A 17,566-nucleotide genomic window follows, 5' to 3' on the forward strand; every position below is an offset into this window, starting at 1 on the left:
TGTGTCCGAAGGGGAAAACATGACCACCACCGTTCCCGCCGCCGACGTCGCCTCGTCGTTGCGACGGCTGTACTTCGTCCGGTTCGCCTTCGCCGTCGTCTGGGCCGCGCTGGTGTTCGCGACCGGGTCGAGCCTCGGGGTCGCCGGCATCGCGCTGCTGGTGCTGTACCCGGTGTTCGACGTGGCCGCCGCCGTCGTCGACGTCCGTTCGTCCAAGGCGGCCCAGCCGGTTTCGGTGCTGTACGTGAACATCGCGATCAGCCTGCTCGCCGCCATCGGCCTGGCCGTGGCCGGTTCGAGCGGGATCGCCGGCGTCCTGCGGGTGTGGGGGAGCTGGGCCGTCGTGGCCGGCGTCGTCCAGCTCGTCGTCGGACTCCGCCGCCGCGGCCTCGGCGGGCAGTGGCCGATGATCCTCAGTGGCGGCATCTCCGTGCTGGCCGGGGGTTCGTTCATCCTGCAGGCCACCAAGGACGGTGCCTCGCTGACAAACCTGGCCGGCTACGCGACGCTCGGCGGAATCTTCTTCCTCGTCTCCGCCCTGCGCCTGGGCCGTGCTCGGCGGAACACTGCGCTTGCGTGACTAAATTTAGTCAGTTAAGGTAGTGTCATGCGCCACGACAGCTTCCCCGCCCCGTCCACCGTCAGCGAGCAGGCCCGGGAGTGGCTCGCCTTCGACAAGAGCGAGCTGACCTACCCGGCCCTGGACGACACCGGTGGCTGGCTCGCGCTGGCCGAGGAAGCGAACCGGTCCACGGCCCGGCGGTTCCCGGTCGCCGACCTGCCGGTCACCGTCGAGGACCTGGACGTCGGCGGCGTCACCGTGTACGCCGCGAGGCCCGAGGGTGTCGAGGAGGACGCGGACGAGCCGGTCTACCTCTGGATGCACCCCGGCGGCCTCGTGGTCGGCGGCGGGGACGCGTGCCGCACGACGACGGCGCGAACCGCGTCGGGCGCGGGGCTGCTCGTGTGGGGCGTGGACTACCGGCTGCCGCCGCTGCACCCGTACCCGGCCGGGCTCGACGACGCGCTCGCCGTGTACCGGCGTCTGCTGCGGGACCGCGATCCGGCGCGGGTGTTCGTCGGCGGCGACTCCGCCGGCGGGAACATCGCCGCGGCGCTTCTGTTGCGCGCCAAGGACGCCGGGCTGCCGATGCCCGCGGCCCTGGTGCTCAACACCCCGCAGGTCGACCTCACCGAGTCGGGCGACACCTTCCGGACCCTGGTCGGCGTGGACAACGTCCTGCGCAGCCTGCGCACGCCGAACGCGCTCTACGCGGCCGGGGCCGACCCGCGGGAGCCGTACCTCTCGCCGGTCCTGGGCGACCTGACCGGCTTCCCGCCCACGTTCCTCCGCAGCGGCACCCGCGACCTGTTCCTTTCCAACACCGTCCGGATGCACCGCAGGCTGCGCGACGCCGGCGTCGCGGCCGACCTGCACGTGTTCGAGGCCATGCCGCACGCCGGGTTCGGCGGCGACAGCCCGGAAGACCGGGAAGCCGTCGCCGAGCAGCGGCGTTTCCTCGCCGGGCACGGCGTGCCCCTTCGCGAGAAGGAGGACGCGTGAAAGCCGCGCGGTTCAGCCGGTTCGGGGCCCCGGAGGTGCTCGAAATCGTCGACCTCCCCGACCCGCGGCCGGCGGCCGGGCAGGTCCGGATCGCCGTGCGCGCGGCCGGCGTCAACGCGAGCGACTGGAAGAAGCGCCAAGGCCTGATGGACCCGGACCTGCCGCAGACGATGGGCTACGAAGCGGCGGGGATCGTCGACGAGCTCGGCGAGGGCGTCACCGACGTGGCCGTCGGGGACCGGGTGTTCGGGCTGTCCGAGGGCGGTGCGACGCAGGCCGAACGGGCCGTGCTGTCCTGGTACGCGCCGATCCCGGCGTCGCTGGACTTCGCTTCGGCGGCCGCGCTGCCGGTCGCCGGGGAGACGTCGGCGCGGGCCCTCGACCAGCTCGGCGTCGCGGCCGGCGACACGCTGCTGGTCAACGGCGCCTCGGGCAGCGTCGGCACCGCCGCCGTCCAGCTCGCCGTGGCCCGCGGCGTCCGCGTGATCGGCACCGGAAGCACTGCCACGCACGACTTCCTGCGCTCGCTCGGGGCGGAACCCGTCGCGTACGGCGAAGGCATGCCGGAGCGGGTGCGCGCGCTGGCCGCCGACGGCGTGGACCGCGCGCTCGACGTCGCCGGGAACGGCGTCCTGCCCGAACTGGCCGACCTCGCGGGCGGCCCGGAGCACGTCGTCACGGTCGCGGACTACGCCGGCGCGCAGCGGCACGGGGTGCGGTTCAGCCGGGGCGACGCCGGCCGCGCGTACTACGTGCTGGCGGAGATCGGCCGGCTGGCCGGCGCCGGGCGGTTCGTCGTCCGGGTCGGCGGCACCTTCCCGCTGGCCGGCATCGCCGAGGCGCACCGGGCCGGGGAAGCCGGCCGCGTCCGCGGAAAGCTCGTACTGCTGATGGGTTAGCGCGCCGGACAGAAGCGGACAGGATCTTCGCCGGCCCGCTCCCCGGCCGGGATTCCGTGGTGCAATGGCCTTTCGGTCCGGCGGTCCCGGTGCCGGGGAAGGTGCACGGCATGAGCCACGGACGCAGGACCGCACTCGCACTCCTCGCGCTGGTCACCGCGTGCGGCGTCGTCTCCGGCGTGGCGCCGGCGACGGCGGATCCGGTCGCCGCGCCGGCGCTCGAGTTCGCGAACCCGGACAGTCAGGCCCTGTTCGGCACCGCGTACACGGCCGCGCTGGACAACCTGCTGCGCACCAACACGATCGGCTACGACGCCCGCTACGACAGGAGCGGCTTGCTGGACCCGGCCGTCGGCCTCGTCCGCGCCGGTGGCGGGTACGACCAGCCGTGGACCCGGGACGCGTCGATCAACAGCTGGAACGCGACGAGCCTGCTGGCGCCGGCACTGGCGGAGAACACGCTCTGGGCGGTCGTCGACAAGGACGCGAGCGGCGCGTTGCGGGTGCAGCAGGACGACCAGCAGTGGGACCAGGTCGTCTGGGTGACGGCCGCGTGGCACCACTACCTGGTCACGGGGGACCGGCAGTTCCTCGGCGACGCCTACCGCACCGCCGGTGACACGCTGACCATCCGGGAGCACGCCGGCGCGGCCGGGTTCAACGCCACGTACGGGCTGTTCACCGGCCCGTCGTTCTTCAACGACGGCATCGCCGGCTACCCCGCGCCGCCCGCCGACGCGACCGAGTCGGTCAGCACGGGCAGCTCGCCGTGGCCGGGCGTCGCGAGCGGGATGTACCTGAGCACCAACGAGGTCTACTACGCCGCCTACGTCAACGCCGCGAACATGGCCGACCAGCTGGGAAATCCCACGGAGGCCGCCGGCTACCGGACCAAGGCCGCCGCGCTGAAAGCCGCCATCAACAACCACTTCTGGAACAGCGCGACCGGCCTGTACGACTACCAGCTGCTCGCCGACGGCACGAGAGGCGCCTACCAGGAGGGCACCGGGCTGGCGTTCGCGATCCTGTTCGGCGTCGCGGACCCGGCCCAGGCCCGGTCGATCGTCGCCCACGCCCGCGAGATGACCTGGGGCCTGCCCGACACGTTCCCGCACTGGGACCGTTATTCCGCCGCCCAGCCCGGCAGGCACAACGCGATCGTCTGGCCGCTCGTCCAGGGCCTGTGGGCGAAAGCGCTGGCGGCGCAGGGAAACCAGAGCGGGTTCGCGTCGGAAACGGCGAAACTGGCGAAGCTGGCCGGCGGCAACAGCGGGTTCTGGGAGATCTACAACGGCGACACCGGGGTCGTCGACGGCGGCTGGCAGCGGCTCGGCGACACGGTGAAGTTCCACTGGGGGTCACAGCCCGACCAGACCTGGTCGGCCACGGCGTTCCTCGACATGGTCCACACGGGACTGTTCGGCCTGACGTTCACCGACCGCGGCCTGACGTTCACGCCGGAGCTGCCCGCGGGCTGGGGCGACGTCACCCTGCGGAACCTGCGCTACCGCAACGCGAACCTGACGATCGCCCTGCACGGGGCGGGCACCCGGATCAGCGCGTTCACCCTCGACGGCCGGCCCGCGCCCGGCAACGCCGTCCCGGCGACCTTGAGCGGCAGCCACCGCGTCGAGATCACCCTCACCGGCGCGCCCGCCGGCGACCGGGACGGCGACCACGTGGCGGACGCCGCCGACCGCTGCGCCGACACGGCCGGCACCGTCGCCGGCTGTCCCGCCCCCGGGCACCTCGAGGCCGAAGACGCGCACAACACCGGCGGGGTCAAGACGAACGTCAACCACACCGGCTACTCCGGCCGCGCGTTCCTCGACGGGCTGTGGGCCCAGGGCGCCGCGTCGTCGTTCACGCTGCACCGCACTTCGGCCGACGCCACGACCGGCGCGATCACCGTGCGGTACGCGAACGCCAACGGCGACGCGCGCACGATGACCCTGTCGGTGGCCGGAAAAGCCGTGCGGCAGGTGAGCTTCCCGGTGGTCTCCGGCAGCTGGGACGACTGGGGCACGGTGACGTTCACCGGCGTGCCACTGACCGGCCGGGACCCGGTGGTGACGCTGTCCTACGCGCCCGGCGACACCGGCTCGATCAACCTCGACTGGCTGGAGTACCGCGGCTGACTACCCGTGGTAGCCCAGGTTCAGCACGAGGTCCGCCACGGCGAGAGCCAGAAACACGACTCCGCCGACAAGCTGACGGGAACCGACGCGCAGGTGGGCGGTGAGCGCGCCGAGGAAGTACAGCACCAGCCCACCGGCGGCGAGCACGCCCAGCAGCGGCACGGCGAGCCCGGCCAGCAGCCCGGCCGCCCCTGCGGCGAGGGCCGCACCCAGCCACGGCAGCCACGGCCGCGGGACGCCCTTCATGTCCGCCTGGGCTTTCGGGTAGTCGTGCCCGATCAGGTAGAAAACGGCGGCACTACCGGTGAAAACCGCGGCGACGAGGGTAACGCTGAGATAGGCGGCGAACATGGCCTCCCTTTCTGCTGGGCTGTCCGCCGATGGACGACGCGGGCCCGCAAGACGTGACAGCCCGGAACTCGGCCGGTGACGTGATGCTGCCGGCGAATCCTCTGCCGCGGCCCTCGTGAGTGTTTAGGGCGGTTCTAACCGCCCTAAACACTCACGACCAGCCGCGGCAGACCGCTCACCGGCGCCTCGCCGCCGGGTGGGGAAGCCGCCCGGGGGAGTGGGGTCAGCCCGAGACGAGCGGCCAGAAGACGTCGTCGACGATCGAGCGGATGCGCTCGGGGGAGACCTGCTTCAGCGTCATCAGGATGTCGTGGCGCATGAGCTGGAACGGCAGGTCGAGGACGTCCTGCGGGATGCGCGTCAGGTCGATCTCGCCGCGGTCGTGGGCGCGGCGGTACACCGGGTCGGAGCGTTTCGGGCCGTCGCCGAGGACCGTCAGCCGGACCTCCTCCGGGGTGAGGCCGGCGCTGTCGTGCAGGCCCGCGAACGTCGCGCCGACGAGCGTCGCCAGCTCGATGCGGCCGGCGTTGATGTTCCGGAGCAGCGCGAGCAGGTCGTCGCGGAGGCTGCCGGTGTCCGGGATCTCGACCGGGTGGGTGTCGCCGTAGTGCCGGATGGCGGCGAGCACCAGGGCGTTCTTGTCCGGCCAGCGGCGGTAGAGCACCGCGATCCCGGTCTTCGCGCGGTCCGCGACGGACTCCATCGTCAGCTTCGCGAAGCCGGCTTCCGCCAGCTCCTCCCAGGTCGCGTCGAGGAGCGCGTGCTCCAGCTCGGTTCCCCGGCGGCGGCGTTTGACCTCGGTCGGCATGCGTCCAGGATAAGAGAGACTTGCATTCCTTCGCCAGTCCTCCTACTCTCGCCAATAAGGAAATAATCCCTCTCTTATTGGGGTAGTGATGACAGCGGACACCCCGGCGCGCGACGGCGTCGACCCGAAAGTGCTGAAGACGGCGTTGATCCTGGTCGTGGGGGCGCTGGCGGTCGTGTTCGACACGACGATCGTCAGCGTCGCCCTGCACCAGCTGGCGACCAGCCTCGACGTCCCGGTCTCGACGATCCAGTGGGTGACGACCGGCTACATGCTCGCGCTCGGCGCGGCGGTCCCGCTCAGCACCTGGGCGCTCACCCGCTTCGGTGGCAAGCGGGTCTGGATGTTCGCCCTCACCGTCTTCCTCGCCGGCTCGATCGGGTCGAGCCTCGCGTGGGACGCGGGATCGCTCATCGGCTGGCGCGTCCTGCAGGGCCTCGGCGGCGGGCTGATGCTGCCGGTGATGACGACGCTGATCATGCAGGCCGCCGGGGGACACGCGCTCGGCAGGACGATGACCTGGGTCGCGCTGCCCGGGCTGCTCGGGCCGATCCTCGGCCCGCTCGCCGGCGGCGCGATCATCACGGACTACAGCTGGCGCTTCATGTTCTGGGTCAACGTGCCGTTCTGCGTCGCCGGCCTGATCCTCGCCGGCCGCTACCTCCCCGAGGACCCGCCGGCCGCCGCGCGGGCCCGGCTCGACGTGTGGGGGCTCGTGCTGCTCGTCCCGGGCATCGTGGCCGTGCTCCTCGGCCTCTCCAACGCCGGTGCGGCCGGCTTCGGCCGGTTCGACGTCCTCGCGCCGCTCGCGATCGGCGTGGTCTTCCTCGTCGCCTTCACGCTCTACGCGCTGCGTCACCGCGACCCGCTCGTGGACATCCGGCTGCTCGCCGCGCGCTCGGTCGGGTCGTCGACGGCCGTGCTGTTCCTGTCGGGCTTCTCGCTGTTCGGCGCCATGCTGCTGCTTCCCCTGTACTACCAGGAAGTCCGCGGCGTGACGGCGCTGACCGCCGGGCTCATGCTGGTCCCGCAGGGGATCGGGGCCCTGCTCAGCCGCCAGATCGCCGGCCCGCTCACCGACCGGATCGGGGCGCAGTCCATCGCCGTCGCCGGGTTCGTCGTCGTCGCGGCCGCGACCGTGCCGTTCGCGTTCGTCGACGCCACGAGCGACGGCTGGCTGCTCGCGCTGTGGCTGCTCATCCGCGGCGTCGGGCTCGGCGCCGTCACCATGCCGGTCATGACGGCCTCCTACGTCGGGCTCGCCCGCGCCGAGATCGGGCACGCGAGCGTCCTGACGCGGATCGCGCAGCAGGTCGGCGGGTCGTTCGGCACGGCGGTGCTTGCCGTCGTCCTGGAGCAGGCCATCGCCGGCGCCGGGCCGGGCGCGGCTGTGACGGGCTTCCACGTCGCGTTCTGGTGGGCGACGGGCTTCTCGCTCCTCGCGACCGCGCTGTGCGTGTGGCTGCCGGGGCGCAAGCAGGTCCAAGCCGCCAACGACGCCGCGGCCGCGGCGACGTTGGCGGCGGCTCAGCCGGTCAAGTCCGGGAAGTCCTCCGTGTAGCCGAGAAGCAGGTACGGCCGCTCCGTGAGCAACGCGGCGAGCTGTGCCCAGGCGCCGGGCGCGCCGTAGAGGTGCTTGAGATCGGCGACGACCGCGCGGGCCTCGTCTTCGGACGGCGGGGCCGCGCGGTCGAACCCGAGCAGCGACGCGCCGATCCCCACGTGCCGGTAGCCGTGCGCGGCCAGCCGCCGGACGATCGCGTGGTTCTGGAAGACGGTCCAGTCGGCGGTGAAGTAGCCGTTCGGGATCCCGGCGATCGCGAGGTCGTCGCGGGGCACGGGCACGCGCTGGACGAGCACGACGTCGTCGAGGAAGCCGTCCGGGTCCCGGTTCACCTCGACGAGGGCCGCGACGTCGGCTTCCCCGCCGAGGCGCTCGCCGGGCAGGTCCGCCCACGCGACCCGCGACCCGGGATCGTCGAGGGCGGCGGCGATGTGGGCGGCGCGGGCGTCGGCGTCGTCGCTGTCCGACCAGAGCCGGTCGTCTTCGCGCGCGTGCCCGCTCGTGTACGCGCACTGGTTGACGTCGTCGAGCGTGCAGAGGATACGGGCCGGGTCGTGCTCGGCCCGCAGTGCGCCGAGGACGCCGAGCAGGCCGGTGAAGGTCCCGACGTCGTCGAGCCGCGCGACGGTGTTCGTGTCCAGCCGGCCGCGTCCGGCCTCTTCGGACGGTCCGTAGCGCGTCACTCGCATGCGCGGCATCCTGCCACCTGCTCCGCCGTCAGGCCGGCGTGGCCGCCGGCTGCCGGCGGGTGAACAGCGGCTGCAGGGCGAGCAGCAGCAGGACGTAGTACCCGAAACCCGGCCGGACGCAGGCGACGACCACCGCGAGGGCGAAGATGCCCGTGCTCACGACGAAGCTGCGGGCCCAGGCGTCCGACACGGGTTCGGCGTCGCCGTGGACCGCGGGGTCGCGGCGGACGATGAACAGCAGCGCGGTGTGGCACACGCTGCCGGCGAGCAGGGTGCCGAGGTAGAACAGCACCGTGAAGCGCTGCGACTGGAAGGCGCCGATGAGCTGGGTCGGGAACGGCAGCACGGCGATGGTGAGCAGCCAGCAGAAGTTGACGAGCACGAGCGGGGTGTTGAACGCGCGCACGTGCTCGAAGATGCGGTGGTGGGTGAGCCAGAACCGGCCGATCACGGCGAAGCTGAGCAGGAAGCTGAAGATCTTCGGCCAATTCCCGGTGACGGCCTCCGTCGCGGGCGCGCCGGCCGCGATCAGTTCCGGCACGAGCTCGGTGAGCGGCAGCACCAGCAGCGTCAGGGCGATGGCGACGACGGCGTCGCTGAAGAAGACCAGCCTCTCGGGCGACCTCTGCCGTTCCATGGGGAGCTCCTGTCGGTGATCGGCCACAGCCGGCCCAGGCTACTGGCGCGGTGTGGCGGGGTCGCCGACGGCAGGACCAGCGCGGCCTAGCGGGTATCGCGGTCCAGGGAAGCCGGGGTGCCGCACTGTTCGTGGCCGCCGGTGAGGTCGTCGCGGACCAGGATCAGCAGCCGGGTCAGCTGGGCGCGCTGGGCCGGGGTGAGCGCCCGGAACACGTCGTCCTCGACCGCCTGCTGGGCGGCGGCGGCCTTCTCCAGCCGCTCCCGGCCGAGGGCGGTGAGCAGCACGACGTGGCGGCGGCGGTCGTGGGGGTCGCGGTCGCGGGAGACGAGACCGGCCGCCTCCAGGGGGTTGAGCTGGGTGACCAGGATGCTGGCGGCGGTGTCGACGGCGGTCGCCAGGTCGGTCTGGCCGAGCGGGCCGCGGTCGTGGAGCAGGCCGAGGATCTGGAACTGGCGCGGGGTCAGGTCGTTCGCGGTGTGCGCGTCCCGCAGCCGGCGCATCGTCTCGTTGCCGAGCAGGGCGAACATCAGGCCGGGGCTGTCGCGGTGGCCGGCGGCCGGGACGGTGGTCACCGGCTCACTGTAGCGAACTACATCGTGTAGCGTGCTAAACGATATAGTCAACTCAAGCACTTTCGGAGGTCCGCCATGCTCGAAAGCCGCGATGACCTGGGTCTTGCGGGTGCGCGTGCCGTCGTCACGGGTGGCACGCGGGGGATCGGTGCCGCCACCGTGGCCCGCCTCGTCGCGGCCGGCGCGCGCGTGGTCGCCATCGCCCGCACGCCGGCCGACGTGCCGGACGGCGTGCACCTGGTGACCGCCGACCTGACCGTGCCGGCCGAGATCGAGGCCGCCGCCGAAGCGGCGCTCGGTCACCTGGGCGGCCTCGACGTCCTGGTGGCCAACGCCGGCCGCAACCGCCACGTACCTGCCGGCGTGCTCGCGGCGACCGACGACGACTGGCAGGCGAACCTGGACGCGAACCTGCTGTCGGTCGTGCGCCTGGACCGGATCCTGGTGCCGCACCTGACCGCGCAGGGCAGCGGCGCCGTCGTGCACGTCTCGTCCGGCGCCGCCCGCTACCCGCAGCCGTCGGGTATTCCTTACGCGGCCGCGAAAGCCGCGCTCAACGCCTACAGCAAGGGCCTCGCCACCGCCTGCGGCCCGCACGGCGTCCGCGTCACCACGGTGCTGCCCGGCGTCGTCGAGACCAGCGCGCTCGACGCCACTTTGGCGCAGCTGGCGGGAAACTCGGGCCGCACCGTGGACGAGGTCCGCGCGCAGTTCCACGCGTCGCTGACCGTGCCGCTGGGCCGGCCGGGCCGAGCGGACGAGGCCGCGGAGCTGATCGCGTTCCTGGCCTCGCCACGCGCGTCCTACGTGACGGGCACGACCATCACCGTGGACGGCGGCCTGCTCCCGACCCTGTGACCGCGGCGATCCCTTGCCCGGCATACAGTTCGTCGTAGTAGCTGATCACCAGCGGCCGGGTGAGCATCGCTTCGAAGGTGCCGGTGAAGCCGTGCGCGGTCCGCCAGCCGAGGTAGCCGGTGTAGTCCTGCCGCTCGGTCCACTGGGTCAGCCCGGCGACGTGGTCGGGATCGTCCTGGTCCCGGATGATCCGGATCGTCTCGCAGCCCTGGTGTGCCAGGCTTTCGCGCAGGATCTCCAGCAGCAGGGCGGCGACGTCGTCACCTCGCCCGGGCCGGGCGAAGAGTTCGGTGAGGACCGTGGTGCTCATGTGATCTGGCTCCGTTCGCTCGCCGGATAAGGGTTCTCAGTAGGGCGCCGCGATGTGCGTGGCGATGACGCCGGGAAGTGCGGTGCTGTCCATGACTTCGTCCTTCCGCCGGGAGCCGGCCGCGGTGGCCGGTACCGGTGATGCTGGGCCCGGCGGCCGGGGGAGGGACAAGGGGCGACCGGCGGGTGGACCTTCCGGCCGGGGGAAGGTTCAGAATGAGCGCCATGCGAGCAGGTCTGACGGTCGGCGAGTTCTCCCGGGTGACGCACCTCAGCGCGAAGACCCTGCGTCACTACCACGACGTCGGGCTGCTCGAACCGGCCGACGTCGACCCGGCGACCGGGTACCGGTACTACTCCCTCGAGCAGGTGCCCGCGGCGCAGGTGATCCGCCGCCTGCGCGGCCTCGACATGCCGGTCGCCGACGTCAAGGCCGTCCTGGCCGCCGGCGCGGTCGCCGACCGCAACAAGCTGATCAGCGCGCACCTGGACCGCCTGGAGACGAAGCTCGTCGAAGCGCGGGCGGCGGTCGACGACCTGCGTGACCTCCTGCGGCGGGCTCCCGGCGGTCCGGTGATCGAGCACCGGTCCGTGCCGGCCCAGCCGGCCATCGGGATCCGGGCCGTCATCGACCGCGCCGACGTGCTGAGCTGGTGGCAGGGCGCGCTGGGGGAGCTGAACGGCGTCATCGGCGCGCAGCACCTGCGCCGCACCGGGCCCAGCGGCGGCCTGTTCGACAGCGACCTGTACGAACACGAGCGGGGCGGGGCCGTGGTGTTCGTCCCCGTCGAGGCCGGCCTCCGCCCGGTCGGGCGGGTCACGGCGTTCGTCGTCCCGCCGGCCGAACTGGCGATCGCGGTGCACCAAGGGCAGCTGAACGACATCGACCTCACCTACGGCGACCTGGGCACCTACGCCGCCCGGCACGAGATCGGCGTCGAAGGGCCGCTGCGGGAGTACTACCTGCGGGACCCGATCGAGACGTCCGCCGAAGCCGAGTGGCGGACCGAGGTCGGCTGGCCGATCTTCCGCTCCGACCGGGCTTAGGACTGCGCCGGAACGCGGCGAGCAGCGGATTCGCCGTCGTCACGATCCTCGCGGCGCTCGACCATGGTCACGCGCACCCCTTCCGCGGCGAGCGCCGTGGCGACGCCGAGCCGGTCTGGCCGGCCGCTTCAGTCGACGGTGAGGACGATCTTGCCCCGGAGGTGCCCCCGCGCCGCCCGCTCGTGCGCCGCGGCCGCCTTCTCCAGCGGGAACGTGCTGTCGATCGCGACGCGGATCGTGCCGGCGTCGAGCAGGCGCGCCAGTTCGGCGAGCTGCGCGCCGTTCGAGCGGACCTGGGTGGCCGTGACCGTGACGCCCAGCTTCTCGTTCTCCTCGTCGTCGAACTCGCCGAAGTACACCGGGTACAGCGCGCCGCCGCGCTTGAGGGTGCGCAGGAACCGCCGGCTGTCCGGGCCGCCGACGGTGTCCAGCACCAGGTCGAGGTCCCGGGCGACCTCCTCGGGCCGGACCTTCTGGTAGTCGAGGAACTCGTCCGCGCCGAGCTCCCGCAGGAACGCCTCGTGCGTGCCCGAGGCGACGGCGATGACGTGCGCGCCGCGCCACTTCGCCAGCTGCAGGGCCAGGTGCCCGACGCCGCCCGCGGCGCCGTTGACGAGCACCGTGGTGTCCGCGCCGAGGGGCAGTGGGCGGTGCCGGGCCGCCTGGAACGGCGACGGGTGGTCGTGGCCGAGCTCGATCAGGAACTGCCACGCGGTCAGCCCCGCCATGGCCAGGCCGGCGGCGGCGACGTGGTCGACGCCGGCCGGTTTGCGGGCGAGGTCGGTGGCCGGCGCGGTCACGTACTCCGCGTACGCGGCGCCTTGCAGGCTGGCCGGGAAGCGGAGGAGACCGAGCACTTCGTCGCCGGCGGCGAACGCCTCGACGTCGTCGGCGACGGCTTCGACGACACCCGACACGTCCGTCCCCGGGATCAGCGGCAGCGAAAACGGCGGTTTCAGCTCGGGCGGCACGTCCGGCATCCCCTCGCGGGCGTACCAGTCGGGGGGATTGACGCCGACCGCGTGGACGCGCACGAGCACCTCACCCGGCCCCGGCTCGGGCACCGGCACGTCGTCGTACCGCAGGACCTCGGGCCCGCCGAACTCGTGCAACCGGATCGCCTTCATCGTCCGTGGTGACACGGCGTTCTCCTGTCTGCGCACCGGGTACGCTGAACGGATCAACGATCCACTTATGTGGACCACTGATCCGATTATGCGGATCAGTGGTCCGGATGTCAAAGGAGGCGGAGATGCGGGCGGACGCCAAGGCGAACCACGACCACCTGCTCGTCGTCGCGGGCACCGTCATCACCGAGCACGGCGTCGACGCCTCGATGCGCGACATCGCCCGCCGGGCCGGGGTCGGGCTCGCGACCCTGCTGCGGCACTTCCCGACGCGCGAGTCGTTGCTGGAAGCCTTGCTGCGCACCGGTTTCGACGAGCTGACGGCGAAAGCGGCCGAGGTCGAGACCGCGAGCCCGCCCGCGGACGCGCTGCTGGCGTGGCTGCGCGATTTCGTCGCGTGCACGACGAACTACCGCGGCGTGGTGACGTCGATGGTGAACGCCATCGAGGACCCGGAGTCCGCGTTGCACGACTCCTGCGTCACGATGCGCGCGGCCGGCACCCGGCTGCTCACCCGGGCCCAGGCCGCGGGCGCGGCCCGGACCGACATCGACGGCGCGGACCTGTTCGCCCTGGCCGCGTCGCTGGCCTGGCTCGGCGACCAGCCCGCGCTCGAACCGCGCGTCGAACGCCTCTTCGGCGTCGTCATGGGCGCCGTCCTGGTGAAGGGCTAGCCCCTCACGAGTAGGTCCAGTGACCGAGCCAGGATTCGCGCCACGCCACTGTCAGCTCGCTCACCCCGTCCACACCGGACTGGTCCACGTGGGCCTTCCACGCCTCCTCCAGTGACGCGCACAGCTTCGACGCGGGCAGCTCGGCGCCACCCGAGGCGAACTGGCGCAGGGCCGACTTGGGCACGGCCAGCTTCGCCTTGCCACGGACCACCGACTGCTCGGTGGCGCGGCAGATGAGGTACTCGACGGTGGTCTGCTCGGCCGCCGACGGCCACGCCTCCGCCCGCGGCGCGATCTGGGCCAGCGCGCGGTACAGGCAGTCCAGCGGGGCGGCCAGACCCTGGTGCTGGCGGGCGATCTCCCACGACACCCACACGGCCATGCAGTCGGGCATCTGGAACGGGCGGTAGGCGAACGCGGGGCCGGCGAAGGTCTGGTAGTCGCCCGTCGGGTCCGGCGCGGCCGAGCCCGGGCCGTCGGGGTCCGGTGGCAGGCCGAGCCGCTTGAACAGCTCCCGCAGCAGCTTGTAGGGCCGGGCCGGGGTCGAGGGCTCGCCCAGCAGCTTGCCCAGGATGCGGTTGAGCCGGTCGGCGGCCACGCCGTGGATCGACAGCTGCAGGTGGACGAACGCGACGTCCGACAACGTCGTCCCGGCGCAGCCGACCACCCCCACCTGCGGGTAGCGCTGCAGGAACGCCGTGATCGCGTGCGTGGAGCCGATCCGCGCCGGCCCGACGAACGTCACCGGCAGGCACGTGCCGACCCGCTGGCGGGACCGGAGATCCCCCTTGTACAGCGGGGAGAACTCGCCGTCGGCGTGGTAGACCTCGAACCAGTTGCCCTGCCGGTGCCCCGGGCGCGTGTCGGCGAGCCAGAAGCTGTAGCCGTTCTTCTCGCACAGCTCCCGGAACCGGTCGGCCAGCTCGAACCGCGCGGCCGCGGAGGCGTCCCGCAGCGCGATCGAGAACCGGACCGCCAGCGACGCGCACGGCGGCGCGGCCTCCTTGCGGGTGCGCAGGTCGTGGTTGCGGGTCTTGACGATCGTCGGCAGCTGCGCCGGGCACTGCAGCGACAACAGCGGCGCGTCGATGAGCCCGGCCGCGGCGTCGGAGATCTCGCTCGCCAGGTCGCGGATGGCCAGTCCGTGCCACTCGCACACCTCCTGCGCGCCCGGGTCGATCCCGATCAGGCCCTCGAACGTCTGCGCGGACTCGTAGATGAACGTCGGGTTGGGCGAGGTCGTCTGGTGGAACACCCAGGCGCCCGGGCGCTGCTGCGGGCGTTCGGCCGGCTGCTGGCCGTCGACGCGTTCGACGACTTCGGTGCCGTCCAGCGGCTTTCGGGTGCGGGTGCCGATCACGACGCCGGCGCCGTTCGTGGCCGAGCACAGCGTCTCCAGGAAGATCGTGGTGTCGGAGTCGTCGGAGACGAGCTCGCGCAGGTAGCCGTGGCGGGCCGCCGCGTGGTGCACCTCGAAGTCCACTTTGGTCACCGGCTGGCGCGCGATCTCGAAGCCGGCCCGGGCCAGGTCGGCGACGTTCCGCACGGAGATCCGCTGGTTGCGCACCCTCACCACCCCCCGGACGAGTCGAACCGGACGTCGGCGTCCAGCGGCTTGCGGCGGTCCCACGCCCCGGCGCCCGCCCACCGCGGCGCCCCGATGCGGGACAGCGGGATCGCCGAGACCCGCCACGACACCTGGCTGAACAGCACGAGCGCGGCCAGCACCGGCAGCCCGACGGCGATCGTGAGCGTGACCTGCACGACCTCGCCCCGGCTCTGCGTCGCGACGGCCGCGGCGAACCCGGCGACGGCCGCGATGCTCAGCTGCACGAGCGCCTGCGGCAGCGTGCCGAGGTAACCGAGCACGGTGCGGCGCGGCGGCAGCGACAAGCGGCTGTAGAGGAAACCCGGCAGCAGCAACAGCATGGTGATCACGGACTGGCCGTCGCCGATGTGGCCGAGCGCCTCGGTGGCGGCCCGCCCGTAGAACCACGGGCTGCCCACCAGCATCCAGCCGAGCACGAACGAGACCGTCGCGACGGCCAGCGCGTAGAACGTCACGTTGAGCGGGCCGGACTTCGTGGAGTCCTTGAGCACCAGCGTCGCGCGCACCCGGACGTGGTCGCCGCGCGCGTCGCGGCCGCCCGACCGGCGCCAGTACGCCCGCGCCTCGTTGTCGGCGATCCCGTTGACGAGCACCAGGTCCTGCCCGAACTCCCGGTCCGTCAGCTCCTGGGCGGCCTCACGGAGGTTCGCGGCGGTGAACTCCGGGTGCCGGCGCAGCGAGTTGTCGAGCTCACCCGAGTCCGTCCGCACGGCCTCGCCCGTGGTGGCCGCGGCGGTGAGCCGGTGGCAGGCCGGCAGGCTGCGCGGCGACAGCTCGACGCCGGACTGGCCGGCCTCCCACTTGCGGCGGCGCACCAGGTCCGCGAGCCGGCGCAGCACGGTCTGCGCCTGCAGCTCCAGGATCTTGTGCCGGGCGCCGTCGGCTTCCTGCAGCGGCGCGGCGTCCTGCCGTTCGGCCAGCGAAGCCAGGTCTTCGACCAGGCCGTCCACCTGGTGCTGGTCGGCGTCGGTGGACAGGTACATCCGGGAGATCTCGGCCTCCGGCGCGGTGCCGGCCACCAGGTGGTACGACTTCAGCGTCGCCGGGATCATCGTCTCGTAGCTCACGACGTAGCCGCGGCGGCTCGACGCCAGGCGCCGCCACTGCTCCCTCGCGACGGGCTGGCGCGCGTCGACGTGCAGCGGCGTTTCGTAGCTGAGCCGGTGTTCCTCGACCGAGTCGTCCAGCGCCACCACCAGCATGTAGTCGCGTACCGCGACGTTCAGCAGGTAGGCGTACTCGACGAGCAGATCGGCGCAGCCGGCGAGGATGTCCAGCGCCAGTTCCCGGCACTGCCGGCCGTACCCGGGCACCGTGCCGCCGGCCGGGGCCAGCGCGAACTCCTCCTCCGGGTGGTTCCGCTCGGTGAGCAGGGTCAGCAGCGCCTGCTGGATGAGCCAGCGCGGTTCGTGCACCTGGAACAGGAAGGTGTTCAGCTCGTGCTTGGCGGTCTGCGCGTTCTCGTCGCCGGCGAGGATCCCGCGCAGCAGCCGGTAGAGCCCGGCGGCGACCAGCCGCGACGCCTCGTGCTGGGTGAGCCGCGGCAGTTTCTGGCCCGAGCTGTCGAAGACGTCGACGGGGGAGACGTCGCGGCGCGGCAGCCGGGCCAGCGGCACCCACAGGGAACGCTGCCGGGCCGGTCGCGAGGTGGCCCGTTCGCCGTGTTCCTGGCCGATCAGGTCCTGCAGCTGCGCGGTGGCCTGGCGCTGGCCCTCGTCGAGGAGCTTGAGGCTGACGTCGATCTCGGTGCTGCGCCGCGCCGTCCCGTGCTCGACGACGGTCAGCCGTTCGGTCAGCCGGCGCACGTGGTTGAGCCGCAGCGAGGTGTCCAGCAGCGCCAGCCCGACCGCCGCGCCCTGGCGGGACAGCCGCGGTGGGGCGCCGGGAATGGGAATGGTTTCGATCGCGTGCCGGAGACTGTCGATGCCGTCCACCCCACTGAGAGTAGGAGGTGGGGCGCGTTGATACGAGAAAACGCCGGTACTGGGCGGAAACTCAGTCCGCGCTCAGGTGCGCCAGTGAGGTGACGACGCGGCCGGCGATGTCCGGCGGCCACACGAACGCGGGGGACACACCGCGCTGGTGGGCCAGTCCGTGCACGCCGACCCACAGCGCGACGGTGTCGGCCGCGAGGTCGGTGCTGGTGGCGACGCCGGCGCTCACGCAGTCCGCGAGGGCGTCGTGGAGCAGCTCCATGCTCGCCCGGCCCAGGGTGGCCAGGTCGGTCTCGGTCAGGGAGCTGTCGGTCAGGTCGGGCATCCAGAGCCCGCCGAACATCGTGCGGTAGCGCCCGGGGTGGGCCTGCGCGTAGCCGAGGTAGCTGTCGCAGATCGCGACCAGCCGCTGCCGGGGGCCGGTCGCGGCGTCCCGGGCCGTGCGGAGTTCGACGTCCAATTCGGCGAAGGCGTTGCGGACGACGGCCAGCATGATCGCGGGCTGGTCGGGGAAGTGGCGGTAGATCGACGGCGCGGCGATCCCGACGTGCCGCGCGACCGAGCGCAGGGTGATGGCGCTTTCGTCGCCCGTCTCGTCGAGCAGCTCGACCGCCGCCGCCACGATCTCGTCGCGCAGGCGGGCGCCCTCGCCGCGGCGGTTGCGGGTGCGGGTCGCGGTGCCTTCGGTGTCCATGCCGTCAGTTTACGCCATGAAACTTACAAGCGTTAGCTCTTGCGCTCAGTACGCTAACGCTCGTAGGGTTACGGCTGTAAGCACAGCGA

At 72.5% G+C, this 17,566-nt stretch carries 18 protein-coding genes; 8 read left to right on the plus strand and 10 right to left on the minus strand.

The window, feature by feature from the left end:
• The first annotated feature begins 19 nt into the window (after positions 1–19).
• From MUY22_RS32785 to MUY22_RS32800, 4 genes are all read left to right on the plus strand, one after another.
• Positions 20–580: a hypothetical protein gene (locus MUY22_RS32785; protein WP_247051037.1), complete on the plus strand. Its 561-nt coding sequence runs from the start codon at positions 20–22 to the stop codon at positions 578–580.
• A gap of 27 nt (positions 581–607) precedes the next feature.
• A complete protein-coding gene (locus MUY22_RS32790) occupies positions 608–1,564 on the plus strand; it encodes an alpha/beta hydrolase (RefSeq protein WP_247051038.1) in 957 nt (318 codons plus the stop codon).
• Entirely contained in the window at positions 1,561–2,463 is a 903-nt protein-coding gene (locus tag MUY22_RS32795) for an NADP-dependent oxidoreductase (RefSeq protein WP_247051039.1), read from the plus strand. Before MUY22_RS32790 ends, MUY22_RS32795 begins: the two co-directional genes overlap by 4 nt.
• A 110-nt stretch (positions 2,464–2,573) precedes the next feature.
• Positions 2,574–4,601, plus strand: a complete 2,028-nt coding sequence (locus tag MUY22_RS32800) for a glycosyl hydrolase family 65 protein (RefSeq protein ID WP_247051040.1) — start codon at positions 2,574–2,576, stop codon at positions 4,599–4,601.
• Here MUY22_RS32800 and MUY22_RS32805 read toward each other — a convergent pair whose 3' ends face one another.
• Together MUY22_RS32805 and MUY22_RS32810 are read right to left on the minus strand one after the other, a co-directional pair.
• The gene (locus MUY22_RS32805) at positions 4,602–4,952 is read right to left on the minus strand and encodes a DoxX family protein (RefSeq protein WP_247051041.1); all 351 of its coding nucleotides are present in this window, start codon (positions 4,950–4,952) and stop codon (positions 4,602–4,604) included.
• Between the two features lie 223 nt (positions 4,953–5,175).
• Positions 5,176–5,760: a TetR/AcrR family transcriptional regulator gene (locus MUY22_RS32810; RefSeq protein WP_247051042.1), complete on the minus strand. Its 585-nt coding sequence runs from the start codon at positions 5,758–5,760 to the stop codon at positions 5,176–5,178.
• An 88-nt stretch (positions 5,761–5,848) separates the two neighbouring features.
• Between MUY22_RS32810 and MUY22_RS32815 the strand changes: the two genes are divergently transcribed.
• Positions 5,849–7,321 carry an MDR family MFS transporter gene (locus tag MUY22_RS32815; protein ID WP_247051043.1) on the plus strand — a complete coding sequence of 491 codons (1,473 nt, stop codon included), beginning with the start codon at positions 5,849–5,851 and terminating at the stop codon, positions 7,319–7,321.
• On the opposite strand, the gene MUY22_RS32820 is transcribed toward MUY22_RS32815, so the two are convergent.
• The 3 genes from MUY22_RS32820 to MUY22_RS32830 all read right to left on the minus strand — a co-directional run bounded on the left by MUY22_RS32820 (position 7,288) and on the right by MUY22_RS32830 (position 9,225).
• The gene (locus tag MUY22_RS32820; RefSeq protein ID WP_247051044.1) at positions 7,288–8,022 is read right to left on the minus strand and encodes a hypothetical protein; all 735 of its coding nucleotides are present in this window, start codon (positions 8,020–8,022) and stop codon (positions 7,288–7,290) included. The two genes, MUY22_RS32815 and MUY22_RS32820, sit on opposite strands and share 34 nt — an antisense overlap.
• A gap of 19 nt (positions 8,023–8,041) precedes the next feature.
• Positions 8,042–8,650: a TMEM175 family protein gene (locus MUY22_RS32825; RefSeq protein ID WP_247051045.1), complete on the minus strand. Its 609-nt coding sequence runs from the start codon at positions 8,648–8,650 to the stop codon at positions 8,042–8,044.
• An 86-nt stretch (positions 8,651–8,736) separates the two neighbouring features.
• Positions 8,737–9,225 carry a MarR family winged helix-turn-helix transcriptional regulator gene (locus MUY22_RS32830; protein ID WP_247051046.1) on the minus strand — a complete coding sequence of 163 codons (489 nt, stop codon included), beginning with the start codon at positions 9,223–9,225 and terminating at the stop codon, positions 8,737–8,739.
• 75 nt (positions 9,226–9,300) lie between these two features.
• Between MUY22_RS32830 and MUY22_RS32835 the strand changes: the two genes are divergently transcribed.
• Positions 9,301–10,083 (plus strand): oxidoreductase, encoded by a 783-nt coding sequence (locus MUY22_RS32835; RefSeq protein WP_247051047.1) that lies wholly within the window; start codon positions 9,301–9,303, stop codon positions 10,081–10,083.
• Here the strand turns inward: MUY22_RS32835 and MUY22_RS32840 are convergent.
• On the minus strand, positions 10,049–10,393 hold the full coding sequence (locus tag MUY22_RS32840) for a putative quinol monooxygenase (RefSeq protein ID WP_247051048.1): 345 nt from the start codon (positions 10,391–10,393) through the stop codon (positions 10,049–10,051). The genes MUY22_RS32835 and MUY22_RS32840 overlap by 35 nt on opposite strands.
• 224 nt (positions 10,394–10,617) lie before the next feature.
• Between MUY22_RS32840 and MUY22_RS32845 the strand changes: the two genes are divergently transcribed.
• A complete protein-coding gene (locus tag MUY22_RS32845) occupies positions 10,618–11,439 on the plus strand; it encodes a MerR family transcriptional regulator (protein ID WP_247051049.1) in 822 nt (273 codons plus the stop codon).
• A 128-nt stretch (positions 11,440–11,567) separates the two neighbouring features.
• Here MUY22_RS32845 and MUY22_RS32850 read toward each other — a convergent pair whose 3' ends face one another.
• Entirely contained in the window at positions 11,568–12,581 is a 1,014-nt protein-coding gene (locus tag MUY22_RS32850; RefSeq protein WP_247051050.1) for an NADP-dependent oxidoreductase, read from the minus strand.
• Between the two features lie 110 nt (positions 12,582–12,691).
• Here MUY22_RS32850 and MUY22_RS32855 point away from each other — a divergent pair, with 110 nt between their 5' ends.
• Positions 12,692–13,240, plus strand: coding sequence for a TetR/AcrR family transcriptional regulator (locus tag MUY22_RS32855; protein ID WP_247051051.1), 549 nt, complete (start codon positions 12,692–12,694; stop codon positions 13,238–13,240).
• Between the two features lie 4 nt (positions 13,241–13,244).
• On the opposite strand, the gene MUY22_RS32860 is transcribed toward MUY22_RS32855, so the two are convergent.
• From MUY22_RS32860 to MUY22_RS32870, 3 genes are all read right to left on the minus strand, one after another.
• Positions 13,245–14,807, minus strand: coding sequence for a hypothetical protein (locus MUY22_RS32860; RefSeq protein WP_247051052.1), 1,563 nt, complete (start codon positions 14,805–14,807; stop codon positions 13,245–13,247).
• Between the two features lie 2 nt (positions 14,808–14,809).
• Entirely contained in the window at positions 14,810–16,783 is a 1,974-nt protein-coding gene (locus MUY22_RS32865) for a hypothetical protein (protein ID WP_247051053.1), read from the minus strand.
• Between the two features lie 61 nt (positions 16,784–16,844).
• On the minus strand, positions 16,845–17,477 hold the full coding sequence (locus MUY22_RS32870; RefSeq protein ID WP_247051054.1) for a TetR/AcrR family transcriptional regulator: 633 nt from the start codon (positions 17,475–17,477) through the stop codon (positions 16,845–16,847).
• Positions 17,478–17,566 lie beyond the last annotated feature (89 nt).

The organism is Amycolatopsis sp. WQ 127309 (assembly GCF_023023025.1).
Classification (GTDB): Bacteria; Actinomycetota; Actinomycetes; order Mycobacteriales; family Pseudonocardiaceae; genus Amycolatopsis.